This window comes from Mitsuaria sp. RG (assembly GCF_028369275.1).
Taxonomy (GTDB): Bacteria; Pseudomonadota; Gammaproteobacteria; order Pseudomonadales; family Pseudomonadaceae; genus Aquipseudomonas; species Aquipseudomonas peradeniyensis.
On sequence record NZ_JAQMYQ010000004.1, the window covers coordinates 151,552 to 171,635 of the forward strand.

General features: G+C 65.2%; 18 protein-coding genes. 12 read left to right on the forward strand and 6 right to left on the reverse strand.

Annotation, left to right across the window (positions count from 1 at the left end):
* Window positions 1–216 precede the first annotated feature (216 nt).
* Window positions 217–1,551, reverse strand: coding sequence for an ammonium transporter (locus POF53_RS04160; RefSeq protein WP_028688622.1), 1,335 nt, complete (start codon window positions 1,549–1,551; stop codon window positions 217–219).
* Between the two features lie 47 nt (window positions 1,552–1,598).
* A complete protein-coding gene (gene glnK, locus POF53_RS04165; protein WP_002555808.1) occupies window positions 1,599–1,937 on the reverse strand; it encodes a P-II family nitrogen regulator in 339 nt (112 codons plus the stop codon).
* Window positions 1,938–2,343: 406 nt separating this feature from the next.
* Between glnK and POF53_RS04170 the strand changes: the two genes are divergently transcribed.
* The 9 genes from POF53_RS04170 to POF53_RS04210 all read left to right on the forward strand — a co-directional run bounded on the left by POF53_RS04170 (window position 2,344) and on the right by POF53_RS04210 (window position 12,727).
* A complete protein-coding gene (locus POF53_RS04170) occupies window positions 2,344–2,607 on the forward strand; it encodes an accessory factor UbiK family protein (protein WP_203648991.1) in 264 nt (87 codons plus the stop codon).
* A gap of 3 nt (window positions 2,608–2,610) precedes the next feature.
* Window positions 2,611–2,964, forward strand: a complete 354-nt coding sequence (locus tag POF53_RS04175; protein ID WP_498966506.1) for a gamma-glutamylcyclotransferase family protein — start codon at window positions 2,611–2,613, stop codon at window positions 2,962–2,964.
* A 41-nt stretch (window positions 2,965–3,005) separates the two neighbouring features.
* A complete protein-coding gene (locus POF53_RS04180) occupies window positions 3,006–3,434 on the forward strand; it encodes a TOBE domain-containing protein (RefSeq protein WP_203648995.1) in 429 nt (142 codons plus the stop codon).
* A gap of 920 nt (window positions 3,435–4,354) precedes the next feature.
* Entirely contained in the window at window positions 4,355–7,066 is a 2,712-nt protein-coding gene (gene mgtA, locus POF53_RS04185) for a magnesium-translocating P-type ATPase (protein WP_498966508.1), read from the forward strand.
* Window positions 7,067–7,076: 10 nt separating this feature from the next.
* A complete protein-coding gene (locus tag POF53_RS04190; RefSeq protein WP_232854786.1) occupies window positions 7,077–7,511 on the forward strand; it encodes a DUF2493 domain-containing protein in 435 nt (144 codons plus the stop codon).
* Between the two features lie 50 nt (window positions 7,512–7,561).
* Window positions 7,562–9,049: a YifB family Mg chelatase-like AAA ATPase gene (locus tag POF53_RS04195; RefSeq protein ID WP_498966511.1), complete on the forward strand. Its 1,488-nt coding sequence runs from the start codon at window positions 7,562–7,564 to the stop codon at window positions 9,047–9,049.
* A gap of 227 nt (window positions 9,050–9,276) precedes the next feature.
* Window positions 9,277–9,528 (forward strand): DUF2790 domain-containing protein, encoded by a 252-nt coding sequence (locus tag POF53_RS04200; protein WP_203649041.1) that lies wholly within the window; start codon window positions 9,277–9,279, stop codon window positions 9,526–9,528.
* Between the two features lie 31 nt (window positions 9,529–9,559).
* A complete protein-coding gene (locus POF53_RS04205) occupies window positions 9,560–10,576 on the forward strand; it encodes an alpha/beta hydrolase (RefSeq protein ID WP_498966513.1) in 1,017 nt (338 codons plus the stop codon).
* 363 nt (window positions 10,577–10,939) lie between these two features.
* Window positions 10,940–12,727, forward strand: coding sequence for a monovalent cation:proton antiporter-2 (CPA2) family protein (locus POF53_RS04210; protein ID WP_498966515.1), 1,788 nt, complete (start codon window positions 10,940–10,942; stop codon window positions 12,725–12,727).
* 3 nt (window positions 12,728–12,730) lie between these two features.
* Here POF53_RS04210 and POF53_RS04215 read toward each other — a convergent pair whose 3' ends face one another.
* Window positions 12,731–13,018, reverse strand: coding sequence for a HigA family addiction module antitoxin (locus tag POF53_RS04215; protein WP_498966517.1), 288 nt, complete (start codon window positions 13,016–13,018; stop codon window positions 12,731–12,733).
* 477 nt (window positions 13,019–13,495) lie between these two features.
* On the opposite strand from POF53_RS04215, the gene POF53_RS04220 reads away from it, so the two are divergent.
* Window positions 13,496–13,780 (forward strand): DUF6124 family protein, encoded by a 285-nt coding sequence (locus POF53_RS04220; RefSeq protein ID WP_028688634.1) that lies wholly within the window; start codon window positions 13,496–13,498, stop codon window positions 13,778–13,780.
* A gap of 90 nt (window positions 13,781–13,870) precedes the next feature.
* Window positions 13,871–14,782, forward strand: a complete 912-nt coding sequence (locus tag POF53_RS04225) for a LysR substrate-binding domain-containing protein (protein WP_234561890.1) — start codon at window positions 13,871–13,873, stop codon at window positions 14,780–14,782.
* 117 nt (window positions 14,783–14,899) lie between these two features.
* Here POF53_RS04225 and POF53_RS04230 read toward each other — a convergent pair whose 3' ends face one another.
* The 3 genes from POF53_RS04230 to ycaC form a co-directional block, all read right to left on the reverse strand.
* Window positions 14,900–16,870 carry an amidohydrolase gene (locus POF53_RS04230; protein ID WP_498966520.1) on the reverse strand — a complete coding sequence of 657 codons (1,971 nt, stop codon included), beginning with the start codon at window positions 16,868–16,870 and terminating at the stop codon, window positions 14,900–14,902.
* Window positions 16,871–16,936: 66 nt separating this feature from the next.
* A complete protein-coding gene (locus POF53_RS04235; protein ID WP_498966522.1) occupies window positions 16,937–17,503 on the reverse strand; it encodes an antibiotic biosynthesis monooxygenase in 567 nt (188 codons plus the stop codon).
* 117 nt (window positions 17,504–17,620) lie between these two features.
* On the reverse strand, window positions 17,621–18,250 hold the full coding sequence (ycaC, locus tag POF53_RS04240; RefSeq protein WP_110735958.1) for an isochorismate family cysteine hydrolase YcaC: 630 nt from the start codon (window positions 18,248–18,250) through the stop codon (window positions 17,621–17,623).
* 315 nt (window positions 18,251–18,565) lie between these two features.
* Here ycaC and POF53_RS04245 point away from each other — a divergent pair, with 315 nt between their 5' ends.
* Complete coding sequence (locus tag POF53_RS04245) at window positions 18,566–19,993, forward strand: mechanosensitive ion channel family protein (RefSeq protein ID WP_234561896.1); 1,428 nt, start codon at window positions 18,566–18,568, stop codon at window positions 19,991–19,993.
* Window positions 19,994–20,084: the final 91 nt, after the last annotated feature.

Below are 20,084 nucleotides of genomic sequence, written 5' to 3' on the forward strand. Positions count from 1 at the left end.
CAAAGGGTAGCGAAGTGTGTGGACTACTCGTCCAGCTTCCTTCGGCGCGCATTCTAGCGCGCTCGCAGAAAAAGCAAAGCACCAGAAACACCCGATGGCTTGTAAGTTTTAACCCCAGGTCGCGATCAGCGCAGGGAAACCGTTTGCCCCAGGCCAAACGGTAAATTACAGGCAAAAAAATGCCCGGCGAACCGGGCAAGTTTTCCAGCATCGCGGTTACAGGTTGTAGCCGCGCTCGTTGTGTTGAGCCAGGTCGAGGCCGACCGACTCTTCTTCTTCGCTGACCCGCAGGCCCATCACCAGGTCCAGGACCTTGAGGATCACGTAGGTAACAATGGCGGTGTAGACCACGGTGAAGATCACACCCTTGGCCTGGATCCAGAACTGCGCGGCGATGTCGGTGACCGCGCCGAAGCCGCCCAGGGCAGGCGCCGCGAACACGCCGGTGAGCAGGGCGCCGATGATGCCGCCGATGCCATGCACGCCGAAGGCGTCGAGGGAGTCGTCATAGCCCAGCTTGCGCTTGAGGCTGGTGGCGCAGAAGTAGCAGACCACGCCGGACACCAGGCCGATCACCAGGGCGCCCATCGGGCCGACGGTGCCGGCGGCCGGGGTGATGGCGACCAAGCCGGCAACCACGCCCGAGGCGATGCCCAGGGCGCTTGGCTTGCCGTGGAAGATCCACTCGGCGAACATCCAGCCCAGGGCGGCGGCGGCGGTGGCGATCTGGGTCACCAGCATGGCCATGCCGGCGGTGCCGTTGGCGGCAGCGGCGGAACCTGCGTTGAAGCCGAACCAGCCGATCCACAGCATGGCCGCGCCCATCAGGGTGTAGCCCAGGTTGTGCGGGGCCATCGGCGTGGTCGGATAGCCTTTGCGCTTGCCCAGCACCAGGCAGCAGACCAGGCCGGCGATACCGGCGTTGATGTGCACCACGGTGCCGCCGGCGAAGTCCAGCACGCCCCAGTCCCACATCAGCGCGCCGTCACCGCTCCAGACCATGTGCGCGATCGGCGCATAGACCAGGGTGAACCACACGCCCATGAAGATCAGCATCGCCGAGAACTTCATGCGCTCGGCGAAGGCACCGACGATCAGCGCCGGGGTGATGATGGCGAAGGTCATCTGGAAGGTGATGAACACCGCCTCGGGGAACAGCGCGGTGGCCGAGGTCAGGCCCGACGGCGTGACGCCGTTGAGGAAGGCCTTGGAGAAGCCACCGATGAAGGAATTGAAGTTGAGCACGCCCTTTTCCATACCCGCGGTATCGAAAGCCAGGCTGTAGCCGTAGATGACCCAGAGGATGCTGATCAGCCCGGTGATGGCGAAACACTGCATCATCACCGACAGCACGTTCTTCGAGCGCACCATGCCGCCGTAGAACAGGGCCAGGCCCGGGATGGTCATGAACAGGACCAGTGCCGTCGAGGTGAGCATCCAGGCGGTGTCGCCGGAGTTCAGCACGGGGGCGGCAGTTTCCTCGGCCAGGGCCAGCCCTGGCATTACGAGGGACAATAGGGCTCCTAGCCCTGCGATCTTGCGCAGAGTCATGTTGTTTTCTCCTGGGGCGTTGGGTTTGGTGAGGCTTTGCTTGGCGCTTAGATCGCGTCGGTATCGGTTTCGCCGGTACGGATGCGGATCGCCTGCTCCAGATTGACCACGAAGATCTTGCCGTCGCCGATCTTGCCGGTGTTGGCCGCCTTGGTGATGGCTTCGATCACCCGATCGAGGTCCTTGTCGTCAATGGCGACATCGATCTTCACCTTGGGCAGGAAATCGACCACATATTCAGCGCCGCGATACAGCTCGGTGTGACCCTTCTGCCGGCCGAAGCCTTTGACTTCGGTCACGGTGATGCCCTGAACGCCGATTTCCGACAGCGACTCGCGCACGTCGTCCAGCTTGAACGGCTTGATGATGGCAGTGACTAGCTTCATGAAACTCTCTCCCGATTTGGTGGACTTGCCCCAGGAAAACAAACCCGTCTCAAGTCTAAGCGCAGCGCCTGGCTTTGTAACGCGTCGTCGGCTCCATCCTCCCCGCCGACGCACGATCCGGCTGTGACGAAGAACCTTCCGGCTCCGCCTGCGCACTGCCTGGTCACAAGGGACTGCATCAGTGCATGGCTCGCTCAGGTCATTGCAGAAACCTTGCCAGTTGGCGCAAGTCACGGGAAAACAGGTAGTTGCGTGAACCGGTAGGGATTGGCCAATCGCCAGCAGGGAAAAAGCGCACAAAATCGGTGCGCGACCTTTGGCCGCCCTGCGCGAAAAGCGTGCAGCGCAAGTGGCCCGGGGGCCCGTGCTACACTGCTGCCCTTTCAGTGATCAGCGGATACCAGACATGCTCGCGCCCAAAGCCTTCCTCGATGCCCTGAGCGACCAGGCATCGCGCCTGTTCAGCGGCGATACCGCCGCGCCTCGTGCCGAACTGGAAAGCCAGTTCAAGGTGCTGATGCAGGGCGCCTTCAGCAAGCTCGACCTGGTCAGCCGCGAGGAATTCGACAGCCAGATGGTGGTGCTGGCCCGCACCCGCGCCCGCCTCGAAGCCCTCGAGCAGCAATTCGCCGAGCTGGAAGCACGGATCGCCCCGCCTACTCAGGAATAAGTCATGCAACCGTCCAGCGATTACCCGGTGCTGCTGTTCTCCTACGGCACCTTGCAGGACAAGGCCGTGCAACTGGCCAACTTCGGCCGTGAACTGACCGGCCAGGCCGACCGCATGCCGGGCTATCGCCAGGACTGGGTGCAGATCACCGACCCGCAAGTGCTGGCCACCAGTGGCAAGAGCCACCACCCCATCGTCTCCCCCAGCGAGCGGGCCGAAGACAGCGTCGCCGGCATGGTCTTCCAGATCAGCGAACAAGAGCTGGCCGCCGCCGACCGCTACGAAGTATCGGACTACAAGCGTATCGCCGTCGGCCTCGCCTCGGGGCTGACCGCCTGGGTTTACGTACGCGCCTGAATCCTTTGGGCGTGGTGATTGATCACACGGAGTGCTTCCCCATGAAAGTCAGTGCACGCAATGTCTTCGAAGGTACTGTCAGCGCCGTCCAGCCTGGCGCGGTGAATGCCGAGGTCGAGCTGACCCTGGGCGGCGGCGAGAAGCTGGTGGCGGTGGTCACCATGGCCAGCCTGCACAACCTCAACATCAACGTCGGCAAGCAGGCCGTGGCGCTGGTCAAGGCGCCTTGGGTAGTGCTGATGACCGATGCCGCCGGCTACAGGCTGTCTGCGCGCAACAGCCTGGAAGGCGAAGTGCTGCGGGTCGGTGACGGCGCGGTGAATGCCGAGGTGGTGCTGAAGCTCTCGGGCGGTACCAAGGTGTATGCCATCGTCACCCGCGAAGCGGTGCAGGAGCTCGGCCTGAAGCCGGGTGTTAAGGCCACTGCGCTGATCAAGGCCTCGCACATCATCCTGGGCGCCAAGCCTTGATCGAATGCCTGCTTCTGCCTTGACCAGGCAGAAGCGCGCGCACCCTGTGGGAGCGGCTTCAGCCGCGAAGCAAGCGACGCGGTGGATGGCACCGGCTTCGCCGGTGTTCGCGGCTAAAGCCGCTCCCACAGGTACCACGCCAACCTGTAGGAGCGGACTTGCCCCGCGATAGCACTTGCGCAGTACCTTGCATTAATTCCCCTCCCAGCAGATGAAACATATTTAAGTTACGCCTTCCCGGTTGACTTCCCCGCTATGCTTTGCATAAAGTTCACCCGCCCCGAAAAGCGGGCCTTTATTTCAACTCACGAAGAATTCAATGGACACAGTATCTAGTCGCTGTCTGGCAGCCTTTGGCCGCCAGGCACTTGAACCGGAACTCCGGGCCCGCCCCTAGGTCGGGCAAGCCGCGCCAGAGCCTGCTGCTCCGCCGTCGCTTGTCGCCCCGGGTGCCCGCCCGGTCGGAGGCAAGCTCATGAACCTCGATATCGCCATCCCTCGCCTGCGCACCTGTGCGCACAAGGCCCCGCACCGTCCTGTCCTCGGCTGGGGTCTGACCTCGTCCCTGGAACCGCCCAGTCGATAGCGCGCCCGTTGCTGCCTGCAGTGACGCGCGCCGTGCTGTCCGTTCGCTGAACTGACGCCATATAAATCGTCAGAAACTTCCGAACTTTAAGTAATTAAAGTTCGTTGAAGTTCTATTGCCCGCCATTTAACAAAGGGATTAACCGACCATGGAATCAGCCAGTAGAAAGTTCGCTGCCGATCTTATTTCCGGCATTCGCCAGCGAACACGTAAACGTCGGAAAAACCACGTTTTTCATTGTTTGAATCATTGCGACACGGGACACGTTCACTCACCTTCCCAACCGTGAGTCGACTGTGTGTCGTGCCGCCTCCTGCGGCAGGAGCACAGCCAAATGACCGTAAAAGACCGCAACACCCACAGCAAAGCCGGCGATGATGCCCGCCTGTCCATGCGTGCCGCCCGCGAGGCACGCAACGGCCTGGCCGTGACCCTGGCCAACCTCGACGCCAGCGAGCTGGGCCTGACCGAACACGAGGCCGCCAAGCGCCTGCAGCGCGACGGCGCCAACCAGGTCGCCCACGACAAACCGCAACCGGCCCTGGTGCAATTGCTCAAGGCCCTGCACAACCCCTTCATCTACGTGCTGCTCACCCTCGCCGGCATCAGCTTCGTCACCGACTACTGGCTGCCGGTAAGCGCCGGCGAGCTGGAGGAAGCGGACCTGACCAAGGTCATCATCATCATGACCATGGTCAGCCTCAGCAGCCTGCTGCGCTTCTGGCAGGAGTACCGCTCGGGCAAGGCCGCCGATGCGCTCAAGGCCATGGTCCGTACCACCGCCACCGTGCTGCGCCGCGAGCGCCACGACCAGCCGGCGCGCCTGCGCGAAGTGCCGATGAACGAACTGGTGGCCGGCGACATCGTGCAACTGGCCGCTGGCGACATGATCCCCGCCGATATCCGCCTGATCGAGTCCCGCGACCTGTTCATCAGCCAGGCCGTACTGACCGGCGAAGCGCTGCCGGTGGAGAAATACGACACCCTCGGCCACGTCGCGCAGAAATCCGCCGGAGGCAGCGCCAACGATGAAAGCGGCCTGCTGGACCTGCCCAACATCGGCTTCATGGGCACCAACGTGGTCAGCGGCCGCGCCCGCGCCGTGGTGGTGGCCACCGGCAAGCGCACCTACTTCGGTTCGCTGGCCAAGGCCATCGTCGGCTCGCGCAGCCAGACCGCCTTCGACCGCGGGGTGAACAGCGTCAGCCGTCTGCTGATCCGCTTCATGCTGGTGATGGTGCCGGTGGTGTTCATGCTCAACGGCGTGGTCAAGGGCGACTGGAGCGACGCCTTCCTGTTCGCCCTGGCCGTGGCCGTGGGCCTGACCCCGGAAATGCTGCCGATGATCGTCAGCGCCAACCTGGCCAAGGGCGCCGTGGCCATGGCCCGGCGCAAGGTGGTGGTCAAGCGCCTGAACGCCATCCAGAACTTCGGCTCGATGGACGTGCTGTGCACCGACAAGACCGGCACCCTGACCCAGGACCGCATCATCCTCGAGCACCACGTCGACGCCAGCGACCACCAGGACCCGCGCCTGCTGCAACTGGCCTGGCTCAACAGCCACCACCAGAGCGGCGTGAAGAACCTGATGGACCAGGCCGTGCTGCGTTTTGCCGGCGAAGACCAGGGCTTCCAGCCACCCTATGCCTACGCCAAGGTCGACGAGCTGCCCTTCGACTTCATCCGCCGGCGCCTGTCGGTGATCGTCAAGGATGCCCTGGGCGACCACCTGCTGGTGAGCAAGGGCGCCGTCGAGGAAATGCTGGCCATCGCCACCCATGTCGAAGAAGGCGGCCAGCGGGTCGTCCTGGATGCCGGACGACGCCAGCAACTGCTGGATACCGCCAGCGCCTACAACCAGGAGGGCTTCCGCGTGCTGCTGGTTGGCACCCGCGACATTCCGGCCGCCGCCGGCAAGCCCCAGTACCACACCGATGACGAGCGCGAGCTGGTGATCCGGGGCTTCCTGACCTTCCTCGACCCGCCCAAGGAAACCGCCGGCCCGGCCATCGCCGCCCTGCGCGAGATGGGCGTGAAGGTGAAGGTGCTGACCGGCGACAACCCGGTGGTCACCTGCAAGGTCTGCCGCGAAGTGGGCCTTGCGCCCGGCCAGCCGCTGCTCGGCCAGGACATCGAGCGCCTGGACGACACCCAGCTCAAGGCGCTGGTCGAGGAACGCACGGTGTTCGCCAAGCTCACCCCGCTGCAGAAGTCGCGGGTGCTCAAGGCGCTGCAGGCCAACGGCCACACCGTGGGCTTCCTTGGCGACGGCATCAACGACGCCCCGGCGCTGCGCGATGCCGACGTGGGCATCTCGGTGGACAGCGGTACCGACATCGCCAAGGAATCGGCCGACATCATTCTCCTGGAAAAGAGCCTGATGGTGCTGGAAGAAGGCGTGCTCAAGGGCCGCGAAACCTTCGGCAACATCATGAAGTACCTGTGCATGACCGCCAGCTCCAACTTCGGCAACGTGTTCTCGGTGCTGGTGGCCAGCGCGTTCATCCCGTTCATGCCGATGCTGGCGATCCACCTGCTGCTGCAGAACCTGATGTACGACTTCTCCCAGCTGTCGCTGCCGTGGGATCGCATGGACAAGGAATTCCTGCGCGAGCCACGCAAGTGGGATGCCCGCAACATCGGCCGTTTCATGCTGTGGATCGGCCCCACTTCGTCGATCTTCGACATCACCACCTTCGCCCTGATGTGGTACGTGTTCGCCGCCAACAGCGTGGAAATGCAGGCGCTGTTCCAGTCCGGCTGGTTCATCGAGGGGTTGCTGTCGCAAACGCTGGTGGTGCACATGCTGCGCACCCGCAAGGTGCCGTTCTTCCAGAGCACCGCGGCGCTGCCGGTGATCCTGGCCACCGGCCTGGTGATGTGCCTTGGCATCTACATCCCGTTCTCGCCGCTGGGGGCCATGGTCGGGCTGGTGCCGCTGCCCTGGGAATACTTCCCGTGGCTGGCCGCCACCCTGCTGGGCTACTGCCTGGTGGCCCAGGGCATGAAGACCCTGTACATCCGCCGCTTCGGCCAGTGGTTCTGAGGGGGTGGCCATGCGCGTACTGATCTGCGCGGGGCGCAACTACGCCGACAGCCAACGCTGCCGCCAGGCGCTGGACGCCCTCCAGCGCCAGCAACCGATCCGGGTGCTGATCCACGGCGGCAGCCAGCACCTGGGCGGCGAGATCGAAGGCTGGGCCCGCGAGCAGGGCGCCGACATCGTGCGCTACCCGCCCAACTGGCAACTGCACGGCAAGCTGGCCGAGCGCCTGCGCAACGTCTTCATGCTGCGCGACAGCCGGCCCGACCTGGTGCTGGCGTTGCCGGGCGGGGACGACACCGAGGAACTGCTGGCACGGGCGCGGGGTTCGGGGATTCCGGTGATCTGCGGCAGGCAGCCTCGGGCGGCAGGCGCCAACGGTACTGAGTGCCAGGCCGGACAAAACTCGACGCACTCTTCTCGTCCACCTGCCCAGGAGCACCACTAAGCTTTGCCAGGCCGCAGGATGCGGCCATCACCTGCAAATACGGAGTGCCCATGTCCCTCGCCCTCGTCCACAGCCGCGCCCAGGTGGGCGTGCAGGCCCCCGCCGTCAGCGTCGAAACCCATCTGGCCAACGGCCTGCCCACGCTCACCCTGGTCGGCCTGCCGGAAACCACGGTCAAGGAGAGCAAGGACCGGGTACGCAGCGCCATCGTCAATTCCGGGCTGGACTATCCGGCCCGGCGCATCACCCAGAGCCTCGCCCCCGCCGACCTGCCCAAGGACGGTGGCCGCTACGACCTGGCCATCGCCCTGGGCATCCTGGCCGCCAATGGCCAGGTGCCGGTAGCCACCCTCGACGACATCGAATGCCTGGGTGAGCTGGCCCTGTCGGGCGCTTTACGCCCGGTACAGGGCGTGCTGCCCGCGGCATTGGCGGCCCGGGATGCGGGCCGGGCGTTGGTGGTGCCTCGGGAGAATGCCGAGGAGGCCAGCCTGGCCAGCGGCCTGGTGGTGTATGCGATGGGGCACCTGCGCGAGCTGGTGGCCCACCTGAACGGCCAGCCCGCGCTGTCTCCCTACGCAGCCAATGGCCTGCTGCTGGAACAACGCCCCTATCCGGATCTCAGCGACGTCCAGGGCCAGATCGCCGCCAAGCGCGCCCTGCTGGTCGCCGCGGCCGGTGCGCACAACCTGTTGTTCACAGGTCCCCCGGGCACTGGCAAGACCTTGCTTGCCAGTCGTCTGCCCGGGCTGCTGCCGCCGCTGGACGAGCGTGAAGCGCTGGAGGTGGCGGCGATCCGCTCGGTCAGTGGCCATGCACCGCTCGACAGCTGGCCGCAGAGACCCTTTCGTCACCCCCATCATTCCGCATCCGGCCCGGCATTGGTGGGCGGCGGCAGCCGGCCGCAACCCGGCGAGATCACCCTGGCGCACCATGGCGTGCTGTTTCTCGACGAGCTGCCCGAGTTCGAACGGCGAGTGCTGGAGGTGCTGCGCGAACCGCTGGAGTCCGGCGAGATCGTGGTGGCCCGGGCCAAGGACCGGGTGCGCTTCCCGGCGCGCTTCCAGCTGGTGGCGGCCATGAACCCCTGCCCCTGCGGCTACCTGGGCGACCCCACCGGCCGCTGCCGGTGCAGCAGCGAGCAGGTCCAGCGTTATCGCAACAAGCTGTCGGGCCCACTGCTCGACCGCATCGACCTGCACCTGACGGTGGCTCGGGAAAGTACCGTGCTGACCCACCAGCCCAGTGGCGAGACCAGCGCCAACGTCGGCCAGAGGGTGGCCGAGGCCCGGGCGCTGCAGCAGCGCAGGCAGGGCTGCGCCAACGCCTTCCTCGACCTCAAGGGACTGCGCCGGCATTGCCCGCTGGAGCCGGTTGACCAGGCCTGGCTGGAGCAGGCCTGCGAACGGCTGACACTGTCGTTGCGGGCGGCGCACCGGCTGCTGAAGGTCGCCCGCACGCTGGCGGACCTGGAGGGCGCGCAATCCATCGCCAGGGCGCACCTGGCGGAAGCGTTGCAGTACCGACCCAGCGCTTGATGCTGCCTCCCTGTGGGAGCGGGTTTACCCGCGAAACAGACAACGCGGTGCCTGGCACCCGCTTCGCGGGTGTTCGCGGGTAAACCCGCTCCCACAGAAGCTGGCCAAGACGCACTCAATCAGCGTCATAGCGGAAATATATTTTGTGCACAAACTATTTGCGCGCAATATTAATCCCAAGCAGCAAGCAGTCGCCATTCCCACTCAGCAGAACCCGGAGAACGATCATGACCCTTCGCAAAGCCTTCGCCCTCACCGTTACCACCCTGGCCCTCGGCACCAGCGTCAGCAGCTTCGCCAGCGAAGCCACCCCGTACCACTACGGCATGGACCTGGACATCGCCAAGGTCGTCAGCGTCGATGCACCCGCCAGCGTCCAAGGCCAGGCCAGCACCGCCACCCTGACCTACCGCGACAGCAGCGGCCAGCTGCGCGCCGTGAGCTACGTGCAACCCACCGTCCTCGCCAACCAGAACTGAGCCACGGCTCGAACCCTAAAGGAGCTAGAACATGAAACTGTCCCACACCCTGACCGCCGGCCTGCTGGCCCTCGCCGTAAACAGCGCCTTCGCCGCCGGCAGCCCTGGCGTCGAGCACACCACCCAGGGCTTCCTCGAGGCCCTGGCCGCCGGTGGCGGCAAGCCGCTGGAAACCCTCGTGCCCAAGGATGCCCGTGCGGTGCTGAGCGGTGCCCAGGCCGGGGTGAAGGTCGACCTGTCGGGGATCCGCGTCGAACGCCGGACCATCCAGGCCGATGGCCAGCCGCTGGAGATCCGCGTGGTGCGGCCCGAAGGCGCCAAGGGTGAACTGCCAGTGTTCATGTTCTTCCACGGCGGCGGCTGGGTGCTGGGCGACTACCCCACCCACGAACGCCTGATCCGTGACCTGGTGGTGGGCTCCGGTGCCGCGGCGGTGTACGTCGACTACACGCCATCGCCGGAGGCCAAGTTCCCCACCGCGATCAACCAGGCCTATGCCGCCACCCGCTGGGTCGCCGAGCACGGCAAGGAGATTGGCGTGGACGGCAGCCGCCTGGCGGTGGCCGGCAACAGCGTCGGCGGCAACATGGCCGCGGTGGTGGCGATCAAGGCCAAGGAGGCCGGCACGCCGAAGCTGCGCTTCCAGGCCCTGCTGTGGCCAGTGACCGACGCCAACTTCAACAACGCGTCCTATAACCAGTTCGCCGAAGGGCACTTCCTGACCCGCAACATGATGCAGTGGTTCTGGAACAACTACACCACCGACCCGCGCCAGCGCGACGACATCCATGCCTCGCCGCTGCGCGCCAGTCTCGAGCAGTTGAAAGGCCTGCCGCCGGCCCTGGTGCAAACCGCCGAGATGGACGTGCTGCGCGACGAAGGCGAAGCCTATGCCCGCAAGCTCGACGCCGCCGGGGTACCGGTGACCGCCGTGCGCTACAACGGTCTGATCCATGACTACGGCCTGCTCAATGTGCTGAGCACCGTGCCCAGTGTGCGCAGTGCCATGGACCAGGCGGCACAGGCCTTGAAAACCCATCTTCAATAAGTGGCCGATCACCATCGCGGGGCAAGCCCGCTCCCACGCAAGGTGTCAGACCTTCTTCGGAGTGTGCGCAGTGCCATGGACTAGGCGGCGCAGGCCTTGAGAATCCATCTGCAATAAGTGGTTGATCGCCATCGCGGGGCAAGCTCGCTCCCACGCAAGGTAGCTGACCTTCGTGGGAGCGGCGATGCGGCGGCCCGACTTGCCCCGCGATTGATTCGGCAAAGGTCCTACTTTCAGAACGCTGCTTCCTGTAACCCCAGGATTGTCCTGTTTCCCTCCCGGCCCGAAAATGCCCGCCTCTTTCATCGATGGCATAAGCTGTTGCATCAAACGCTGCCGCACGCAGTTCAAGGAGTCCGAGCAATGCCACACGAAGGCAGCCTTCTACAAACCGCCGTCATCTTCCTCCTCGCCGCCGTGGTCGCCGTGCCCCTGGCCAAGCGCCTGCAACTGGGCGCCGTGCTCGGCTACCTGCTGGCCGGCGTGGCCATCGGCCCGCAGGCCCTGGGGCTGATCCGCGACACCGAAAGCGTCGCGCACATCTCCGAGCTGGGCGTTGTCCTGCTGCTGTTCATCATCGGCCTGGAGCTGTCGCCCCGGCGCCTGTGGCTGATGCGCAAGTCGGTGTTCGGCGTCGGCACCGCGCAGGTGGTCCTGACCGGCGCGGCGCTCGGCGCCATCGCCCTGTTCGGTTTCAGCCAAAGCCTGCCGGCGGCCATCGTGCTCGGCCTGGGCCTGGCGCTGTCGTCCACCGCCCTGGGCCTGCAGAGCCTGGCCGAGAGCAAGCAGCTCAACGCGCCCCACGGCCGCCTGGCCTTCGCCATCCTGCTGTTCCAGGACATCGCCGCGATCCCGCTGATCGCCCTGGTGCCGCTGCTGGCCGCCAGCGGCCCGGACACCAGCCAAGGCGACAGCTTCGAGCATGGCCTGAAGGTCTTCGCCAGCATCGCCATCGTCATCGTCGGCGGCCGCTACCTGCTGCGCCCGCTGTTTCGCACCGTTGCCCGCACCGGCCTGCCGGAGGTGTCCACCGCCACCGCGCTGCTGGTGGTGATCGGCACTGCCTGGCTGATGGAGGAAGCCGGTATTTCCATGGCCCTGGGCGCCTTCCTCGCCGGCCTGTTGCTGGCCGACTCCGAATACCGCCACGAACTGGAAGCGCAGATCGAACCGTTCAAGGGCCTGCTGCTGGGGCTGTTCTTCATCAGCGTCGGCATGGGCGCCAACCTGCGCCTGCTGTTGGAAATGCCGCTGGTGCTGCTGGGCATGACCATGCTGTTGATCGCGGTGAAGCTGGTGCTGCTGATCGGCGTCGGCCGCATCGCCGGGGGCCTCAACAGTGCCAGCGCGCTGCGCCTGGGCATGGTGCTGGCCGCCGGTGGCGAATTTGCCTTCGTGGTGTTCAAGCTGGGCAAGGACCAGGGCCTGTTCGACACCCTGACCTACGACCTGCTGCTGATGACCATCACCCTGTCGATGGCCCTAACCCCGCTGCTGATGATCGGCTGCGCCCGCGCCCTCAAGCGTCCGCAACCCGCCCGGGAAGTGCCCGAGCAGTACAAGCAGATCGACGCCGGCACGCCACGGGTGGTGATCGTCGGCATGGGCCGCATGGGCCAGATCGTGGCGCGCATCCTGCGGGCGCAGAAGATCCCTTTCGTCGCCCTGGAAACCTCGGTGGACACCATCGAGATGACCCGCATGTTCGAGCAGGTGCCAGTGTTCTACGGCGACCCGTCGCGCACCGAGGTGCTGCATGCGGCCAAGGTAGACGAAGCCGAGTACGTGATCATCACCATCGACGACCCCGAGGCCGCCACCCGCACGGCCGAGCGGGTCAAGCGCCTGTACCCGCACCTGAAGGTCATTGCCCGGGCGCGCAACCGCCAGCATGTGCACAAGCTGGTGGACGTGGGCGCCGAGCCGATTCGCGAGACCTACCATTCCAGCCTGGAGATGAGCCGGCGGGCGCTGGTCGGGCTGGGGCTGACCGAGGCCCAGGCGGCGGATCGCATCGCCCGCTTCACCGAGCATGACGAGCAGGTGCTGGAGGCCCAGGGGCATGTGCGCGACGACCGGGCCAAGGTGATGCAGACGGCCAAGGAAGCGCGAGTGGAGCTGGAGCGGTTGTTTGCGTCGGATGAGGATTGACGCTCAGGCGAACGCGAGCCGCTCGATGGGTGGATGCTCGCGGTGCGCGGCCTGCCACAGGTCGTAAGCCGCCTGCTCGGCCAGGTACTGACGGGCACTGCCAAGACCGGCCAGTTCGAGGCGATAGGCCAGGTCGGCTGAAATGGCTGCATGGCCGTTGAGCACTGTGGATAACTGACCACGTGAATAGCCCAGGTGGCGGGCCAGGGAAGAGACGTTCATGCCGATGGCGGGCAGGACGTCTTCGCGCAGGGCTTCGCCGGGGTGGGGTGGGTTGTGCATAGTTGTCACTTCGTCTTGAAATCTTGGGGCTGCTACGCAAGTTCTCGCCACTGGATAGCAACTGGTTTCGCCTGAAACCATACAACAGCGGCAGTGCAGATCAACCGAGAAGCTTCCGACAAGCTCGAAGGAATGTGTTCAAAAAACGCTCGAATCTGCTGAGCTCAGCCATGTCCTACGTGATCTGAAAACCTTTCCTACTGAGCAGCCTGCAGCCCAAGAAATACCCTACAAAGTCTGTCGATACCCTTCTGATTGTCCGGGGAAATCATGCCCTCTAGGCTGACCAGGTCGCTGTCGGTTCAGCGATCGGGCGTGGAAACCCGGCTGGTTGGTTATCGGATTATCTGTCGTAACGGCAGCTGTACGCGGGAGGCCGCAAAGCCTGCCGGGGTTCTCCGATAACCTGGTTTTCCACCCCGTGTACAGCCGCCACCCTTCGCGTGGAAACGGACGGTGCCGGTCAATTTCTATCGGAGTTTGACCATGAAAAAGATCGTCCCCGACCCACCCCTCCCCGACACCCGCCACCACCCCTTCGGCAAATGCGACGCCGGCCACCCACCGCTGTTCGCAGTAAACCCCAATATCAACGCCCACGACGCCCTGGTGCATGTCGCCGAGTACCTGCGCAGTGCCTACAACGTCGGCTACAAGGCGCTGGAGCATATGGATGAAACCGGCAGGAGCCTGTTGTGGGCCAGCCTGCATGGCATCGAGATGGCCGAAGGCCTGACGGAAGCGATGCTGGAGGGAATCGAGTCGTCCTGAGCGATATTGGCTTGAAGGGAGTTGGATGAGGGCCACCATCGCCCGGTAGACTGCGAACCATTGTCCCCGGCGCGCTGCGGAGATCGCCCCTTGGAAGACCTCAACTCCCTCTACTACTTCACCCAGGTGGTCGAGCACGGTGGCTTTGCCCCGGCCGGACGGGCGCTGGACATGCCCAAGTCCAAGCTCAGCCGGCGCATCGCCGACCTGGAGGAGCGCCTCGGCGTGCGCCTGCTGCACCGCACCAGCCGGCACTGCTCGCTGACCGAGATCGGCCAGGCCTACTACAACCGTTGCCTGGCCATGCGCGTGGAAGCCGAGGGTGCCGCCGAGATCATCGAGCGCAACCGCAGCGAACCACGCGGGCTGGTGCGCATCAGCTGCCCGACCACTCTGCTCAACTCCTGGGTCGGACCGATGCTGACCCGCTACATGCTAAAGTATCCGCAGGTGGAGCTGTTCATCGAGAGCACCAACCGCCGCGTCGATCTGCTGCATGAGGGCTTCGACGTGGCGCTGCGGGTGCGTTTCCCGCCGCTGGAGAACACCGACATGGTGATGAAGGTGCTGAGCAACAGCACCCAGTGCCTGGTCGGGCATCCGTCGTTCCGCGAACAGCTTGCGCAAGGCTTTGACCCGCTGCAACTCAGTGAGCTGCCCAGCGTGCATTGGGGTGGCGCCCAGCGTGAATACCAGTGGGAGCTGTTCCAGGGTGAGGACATGAGCCGCAGCCTGGTGATCCCGCACAAACCACGGATGGTCACCGACGACCTGTTCGCCCTGCGGCATTTCGTGGTGGCGGGCGTGGGGATCGCGCACCTGCCCAGGGTGGCGGTGCGCGAGGACCTGGCGGCGGGGCGGTTGGTGGAAATGCTGCCGGACTGGCATCCGCGTTGCGGCATCGTGCATGCGATCTTCCCGTCGCGGCGCGGGTTGCTGCCGTCGGTGCGGTCGTTGATCGATCATCTGGCGGAGGAGTTCGCCATCAGCGACATGGCTTAGATACTGGGGCTGCGTTGCAGCCCTTTCGCGGCACAAGGCCGCTCCTACATGGGAATGCGCTCGCCTGTAGGAGCGGCCTTGTGCCGCGAAAGGGCCGCAAAGCGGCCCCTGGCCCACTCAGAAGGCGAAGCAGGAACAACCCAACGCACCCCAGAAGCCCTGGTAATCACTCACCGGCACACTGGAATGCCGCGCCTTCTCATGGCTGTGGGCATGCACCCCGCACGGCCCGACACACTGGTGCAGCGCCGCCGCCATCGGCGCACCGGCGCGCCAGTGCCCCGGCACCTTGGCCACCGGCGACCACTCCGGCAACACCGGCACCTGCGCAGGGCCCAGCTTGTCGAACTCGGCGGCGCCGTACACCACCTTGCCGTCGACGATGGTCAGCACCGACTCGATGCCCTTGATCGCCTCTTCATCAACGCTGAAGAAATCCAGCGACAGCGCCGCCAGGTCCGCCAGCTGCCCGACCTTGATCTGCCCCTTCTTACCCTGCTCGCTGGAGAACCAGGCGCTGCCATGGGTGAACAGCTGCAGCGCGGTCTCACGGCTCAGGCCTTCCGGGTAAAGTCCCAGCCCGCCGACGGTCTTGCCGCTTACCATCCAGTACAGCGAAGTCCACGGGTTGTAGCTGGACACGCGGGTAGCGTCGGTGCCCGCCCCCACCGGCACGCCCATGTCGAGCATGCGCTTGATCGGCGGGGTGTGTTCGGCGGCCTTGGCGCCATAGCGGTCGACGAAGTACTCACCCTGGAAGGCCATGCGGTCCTGGATGGCGATGCCACCGCCCAGTGCCCGGACCCGCTCGATGTTCTGCGGGGTGATGGTTTCGGCATGGTCGAAGAACCACGGCAGGCCATTGAACGGAATGTCGCGGTTGACCTTCTCGAACACATCGAGCATGCGCGAGATCGACTCGTCGTAGGTGGCGTGCAGGCGGAACGGCCAGCGCTGCTCGACCAGGTGACGCACCACCGGCTCCAGCTCCTGCTCCATGGTCTGCGGCAGGTCCGGACGCGGCTCGAGGAAGTCCTCGAAGTCGGCGGCGGAGAACACCAGCATCTCGCCGGCGCCGTTGTGGCGGAAGAAGTCGTTGCCGTCGCCCGGCTTGACCTTCTGCGTCCAGTTCTTGAAGTCGGCCAGTTCTTCCTTGGGCTTCTGGGTAAACAGGTTGTAGGCGATGCGCACGGTCAGCTGGTCGTTATTGGCCAGCTCCTGGATCACCTGGTAGTCGTCCGGGTAGTTCTGGTAGCCGCCGCCGGCATCGATGGCGCTGGTCAGACCCAGGCGGTTGAGCTCGCGCATGAACTGGCGGGTGGAGTTGACCTGGTACTCCAGCGGCAGCTTCGGCCCCTTGGCCAGGGTGGCGTAGAGAATGGTGGCGTTGGGCCGGGCGATGAGCATGCCGGTGGGATTGCCGAACTTGTCGCGCTGAATCTCGCCACCCGGGGGATTGGGCGTGTCCTTGCTGTAGCCCACTGCCCTGAGCGCGGCACGGTTGAGCAGCGCGCGGTCGTAGAGGTGCAGCAGGAACACCGGGGTGTCCGGCGCGGCCTGGTTGATCTCTTCCAGCGTGGGCATGCGTTTCTCGGCGAACTGGAACTCGTTCCAGCCACCGACCACGCGCACCCACTGCGGGGTCGGCGTGCGCTCGGCCTGGTCCTTGAGCATGCGCAGGGCGTCGGCCAGCGACGGCACGCCTTCCCAGCGCAGTTCGAGGTTGTAGTTCAGGCCGCCGCGGATCAGGTGCAGGTGCGAGTCGTTAAGGCCGGGGATCACCGTGCGCTGCTTGAGATCGATGATCTGCGTGGCGGTCCCCTTGTGGGCCATGGCTTCGGCGTCGCTGCCCACGGCGAGGAACTTGCCGTCCTTGATGGCGACGGCGCTGGCGGTGGGCTTCTCGCGGTCAACGGTGTGCAACTTGCCATTGAACAAGATGAGGTCGGCGGTCATGGGATCTCCTGAAAGGGCGGCATGGGCGGAATCGGTGAACGGCAATGCGCTCCACAGCGCGCCGGCGGCACCGAGCACGGTGCTGGTGGCGAGAAACTTGCGGCGGCTCTGGTCGGTAGGGTCCTGGCTCATGGTGCTCTCCGTCCGGGTGGGTGATCGGCAGGCGGTTGAAGGCTAGCAATGGATCACGGCGGGCGCTCAGCGGCGCAACCAGCCGGCGCAGCGGCGGGTCACCCAGGGCATGATGTAGAACACCACGGGCAAGATGACGAACAGGTTGGTGATCAAGTTGCCGGTGATCTGGCCACCCAGCAGCGGATAGCGGGCAAACAGCGGCGCCAGCAGCTGGGGAATGACCAGGGTCATCGGGCAGATCACCAGGTAGGTCAGCAGGGCCTGTTTCCAGCGCGGCGGTTGCGCGGCGCCGACGCTGGGCGGGGTGAACCAGAACTCCGGGTCATCGTGCACCTGGGTCTGGTCGCCGTCTTCCAACAGTGGCAGCACTTCACTGATCAGCGCCTGACGCTCGGCAGAGTTGACCCAGGCCTGCATCAGGCCGGCGTCGGCGAAGCGCACCACGGTGGTGAAGTGGCGACCGCCGTCGTCCGGGCGGATGACATTGACGTCCAGATGACCGGGCTGCTGGCGAGCGGTAGTCACGGCGCGCTTGAGCCAGGTTTCGTAGTGCACCAGCGCCTGGGCACGGACCTTGTGCTGGATCACCAGCGTGACGACGCTGCGGTTGCCTTCGGTTGCGGTGTTCATCGCTGACATTCCCTGGAGATGAGCTGGCCTGCATCCACTGTGCAACAGCAGACGAGCGCTGGATTGGATGGGTGTGCTGCCTTGCCTGGCACCTCGCGGTGCCAGGCTGGCGGCGGCTTACTTGCCGGCGGTCAGGGCGTTGTAGCTGGTGATCAGGTTGCGGTAGTCCGGGATGTGGTTGGAGAACAGCGCGGCCAGCCCTTCGACGTCGTTGCGCCAGTCGCGGTGCAGCTCACAGGCGACGCCGAACCAGGTCATCAGTTGCGCGCCGGCCTGGCTCATGCGGTCGTGGGCAGCATCGCGGGTCATTTCGTTGAAGGTGCCGGAAGCATCGGTGACCACGAACACCTCGAACTCTTCTTCCAGGGCCGCCAGCGCCGGGAAGGCCACGCACACTTCGGTCACCACGCCGGCGATGATCAGCTGCTTCTTGCCGGTGGCCTTCACCGCCTTGACGAAATCTTCGTTGTCCCAGGCGTTGATCTGGCCGGGGCGAGCGATGTACGGGGCATCCGGGAACAGTTCCTTGAGTTCCGGCACCAGCGGGCCGTTGGGGCCTTGCTCGAAGCTGGTGGTGAGGATGGTCGGCAGATTGAAGTACTTGGCCAGGTCCGCCAGGGCCAGCACGTTGTTCTTGAAGCGGTCCGGCTCGATGTCGCGGACCAGGGACAGCAGGCCGGCCTGGTGGTCGACCAGCAGTACGGCGGCGTCGTCTTTGTTCAGGCGGTTGTATTTGAAGTTGTTCATTGCCGGTGCTCCTTGGGTTTCGATCTTCAGTGGGGTGGGTGTTTCGCGTTGATGGGAGAAGATTAAAACCAGGACCTTTGTGGCGGTAGATAGTGAAATTTGGCTGTAGCGTTCTATTTTATGAACGATTGGGCGTGCTGGCTTCCTCGCGGGTAAACCCGCTCCCACAGGGATCGCACAGGCCTTGAAGGCGGCGAAGAACCTGTGGGAGCGGGTTTACCCGCGAAGAGGCCATCAGCACTATCACCACCCCATTGCCTGCCACCCCAACCTGCTCTATTACTACCCACAGCCCTCCCCCGCACCGAGACCACCATGCTGGCGTTCATCCAGTCATACCCGCTGTTGCTCGGCACCTTGCTGATCCTGCTCGACCTGCTGCTGTGGCAGCTGATTCCGCTGCACCACCGGGCCTGGCGTATCGCCACGCGGCTGGTGTTCTTCCTGCTGTTCAGCGCGGTGCTGCTGACGGCGGGCATGAGCCCGCTGCAACCGCCGCCTTGGGCCGACGATGTGCCGCGCAACCTGATGGCCACGGTGCTGGCGATCGGCTGGTGGCTGTTCGGCGCACGCACGGTGACGGTGGTGTTCGGCCTGTTGCTGGTGGCACGCGGCAGCCACGGCGGGCGTCTGCTGCAGGATGTGGTCGGGGCGCTGATCTTCCTGGTCGCGGCGGTGGCGGCGGCGGCCTATGTGATGCAATTGCCGGTCAAGGGCCTGCTGGCGACCTCCGGGGTGATGGCCATCGTCATCGGCCTGGCGTTGCAGAGCACCCTGGCCGACGTGTTCTCCGGCATCGTGCTGAACACCACGCGGCCCTACCAGATCGGCGACGCGATCTCGATCGACGGCACCGAGGGCAAGGTGGTCGACATCGACTGGCGCGCCACCCGCCTGATCACCGGCAACAGCAGCCTGGCGGTGATCCCCAACTCGGTGGCGGCCAAGGCCAAGATCCTCAATTTCAGCCGCCCGGCCGAAGTGCATGGGGTGTCGATCAGCGTGGTGGTGCCAGCCAAGGTGCGTCCGCAGCGGGTGTTCGATGCGCTGGAAAAGACCCTGCAGGGCACCAGCATCCTGCTCGACAAGCCGGCGCCCAAGGTCACGGTGAAGGCTTCGAGCCTGGAGTCGGTGGAGTACGAGGCCAGTGGTTTCATCGCCGAGATGTCACGCAAGACCGAGGTGCGCAACCAGCTGTTCGACCTGGCCCACCGCCACCTGGAAGCCAGCGGCGTGACCTGGAATACCGAGCTCGGCGCCCCCGTGCGCAGCCGCCAGCGCGAGCTGCTGGAGGAGGTGCGGGTGTTCCGCTCACTGAGCAACGAAGAGCGCGATGCCCTGAGCCAGCGCATGACCACGGTGGAGTACCTGGCCGACCAGGTCATCCTCGGCATCGGCGAGCGCTCGGAGCATGTGCTGCTGATCAGCCGTGGCGTGGTGCTGGCCTCGGTGCGCGACGGCGAGCGGTTGATCGAAGGCGGGCGCATGGGACCTGGGGAGGTGCTGGGGCTGGAGGGGCTGGTGGACGACGAGGCGTCTCCGGTCGAGTTCCGCGCCCTGAGCGGCTGCATGCTCTATCGCATCGACAAGGAACAGGTGCGCGGTTGCCTGACCGAGAGCGGGGATGTGAAGTCGGCGCTGACCAAGCTGCAGCGGTTCCGCCGGCAGAAGCGCGAGTCACTGCTGCTGCAGAAACCGGCGGCAGTGAAGAAAGGTGGGTTCCTGAGCTGGCTGCATAAATGACCTGACCCTCTGCGCCGCCTTCTTCGCGGGTAAACCCGCTCCCACAGGTTTTGCACGTCCCCTGTGGGAGCGGGTTTACCCGCGAAGAAGG

What these genes read in the sequence shown, in the direction of transcription:
- POF53_RS04160 (WP_028688622.1), bottom strand. Translation starts at nt 1,551, where the DNA reads ATGACTCTGCGCAAGATCGCAGGGCTAGGAGCCCTATTGTCCCTCGTA.
- glnK (WP_002555808.1), bottom strand. Translation starts at nt 1,937, where the DNA reads ATGAAGCTAGTCACTGCCATCATCAAGCCGTTCAAGCTGGACGACGTG.
- POF53_RS04170 (WP_203648991.1), top strand. Translation starts at nt 2,344, where the DNA reads ATGCTCGCGCCCAAAGCCTTCCTCGATGCCCTGAGCGACCAGGCATCG.
- POF53_RS04175 (WP_498966506.1), top strand. Translation starts at nt 2,611, where the DNA reads ATGCAACCGTCCAGCGATTACCCGGTGCTGCTGTTCTCCTACGGCACC.
- POF53_RS04180 (WP_203648995.1), top strand. Translation starts at nt 3,006, where the DNA reads ATGAAAGTCAGTGCACGCAATGTCTTCGAAGGTACTGTCAGCGCCGTC.
- mgtA (WP_498966508.1), top strand. Translation starts at nt 4,355, where the DNA reads ATGACCGTAAAAGACCGCAACACCCACAGCAAAGCCGGCGATGATGCC.
- POF53_RS04190 (WP_232854786.1), top strand. Translation starts at nt 7,077, where the DNA reads ATGCGCGTACTGATCTGCGCGGGGCGCAACTACGCCGACAGCCAACGC.
- POF53_RS04195 (WP_498966511.1), top strand. Translation starts at nt 7,562, where the DNA reads ATGTCCCTCGCCCTCGTCCACAGCCGCGCCCAGGTGGGCGTGCAGGCC.
- POF53_RS04200 (WP_203649041.1), top strand. Translation starts at nt 9,277, where the DNA reads ATGACCCTTCGCAAAGCCTTCGCCCTCACCGTTACCACCCTGGCCCTC.
- POF53_RS04205 (WP_498966513.1), top strand. Translation starts at nt 9,560, where the DNA reads ATGAAACTGTCCCACACCCTGACCGCCGGCCTGCTGGCCCTCGCCGTA.
- POF53_RS04210 (WP_498966515.1), top strand. Translation starts at nt 10,940, where the DNA reads ATGCCACACGAAGGCAGCCTTCTACAAACCGCCGTCATCTTCCTCCTC.
- POF53_RS04220 (WP_028688634.1), top strand. Translation starts at nt 13,496, where the DNA reads ATGAAAAAGATCGTCCCCGACCCACCCCTCCCCGACACCCGCCACCAC.
- POF53_RS04230 (WP_498966520.1), bottom strand. Translation starts at nt 16,870, where the DNA reads ATGAGCCAGGACCCTACCGACCAGAGCCGCCGCAAGTTTCTCGCCACC.
- POF53_RS04235 (WP_498966522.1), bottom strand. Translation starts at nt 17,503, where the DNA reads ATGAACACCGCAACCGAAGGCAACCGCAGCGTCGTCACGCTGGTGATC.
- ycaC (WP_110735958.1), bottom strand. Translation starts at nt 18,250, where the DNA reads ATGAACAACTTCAAATACAACCGCCTGAACAAAGACGACGCCGCCGTA.
- POF53_RS04245 (WP_234561896.1), top strand. Translation starts at nt 18,566, where the DNA reads ATGCTGGCGTTCATCCAGTCATACCCGCTGTTGCTCGGCACCTTGCTG.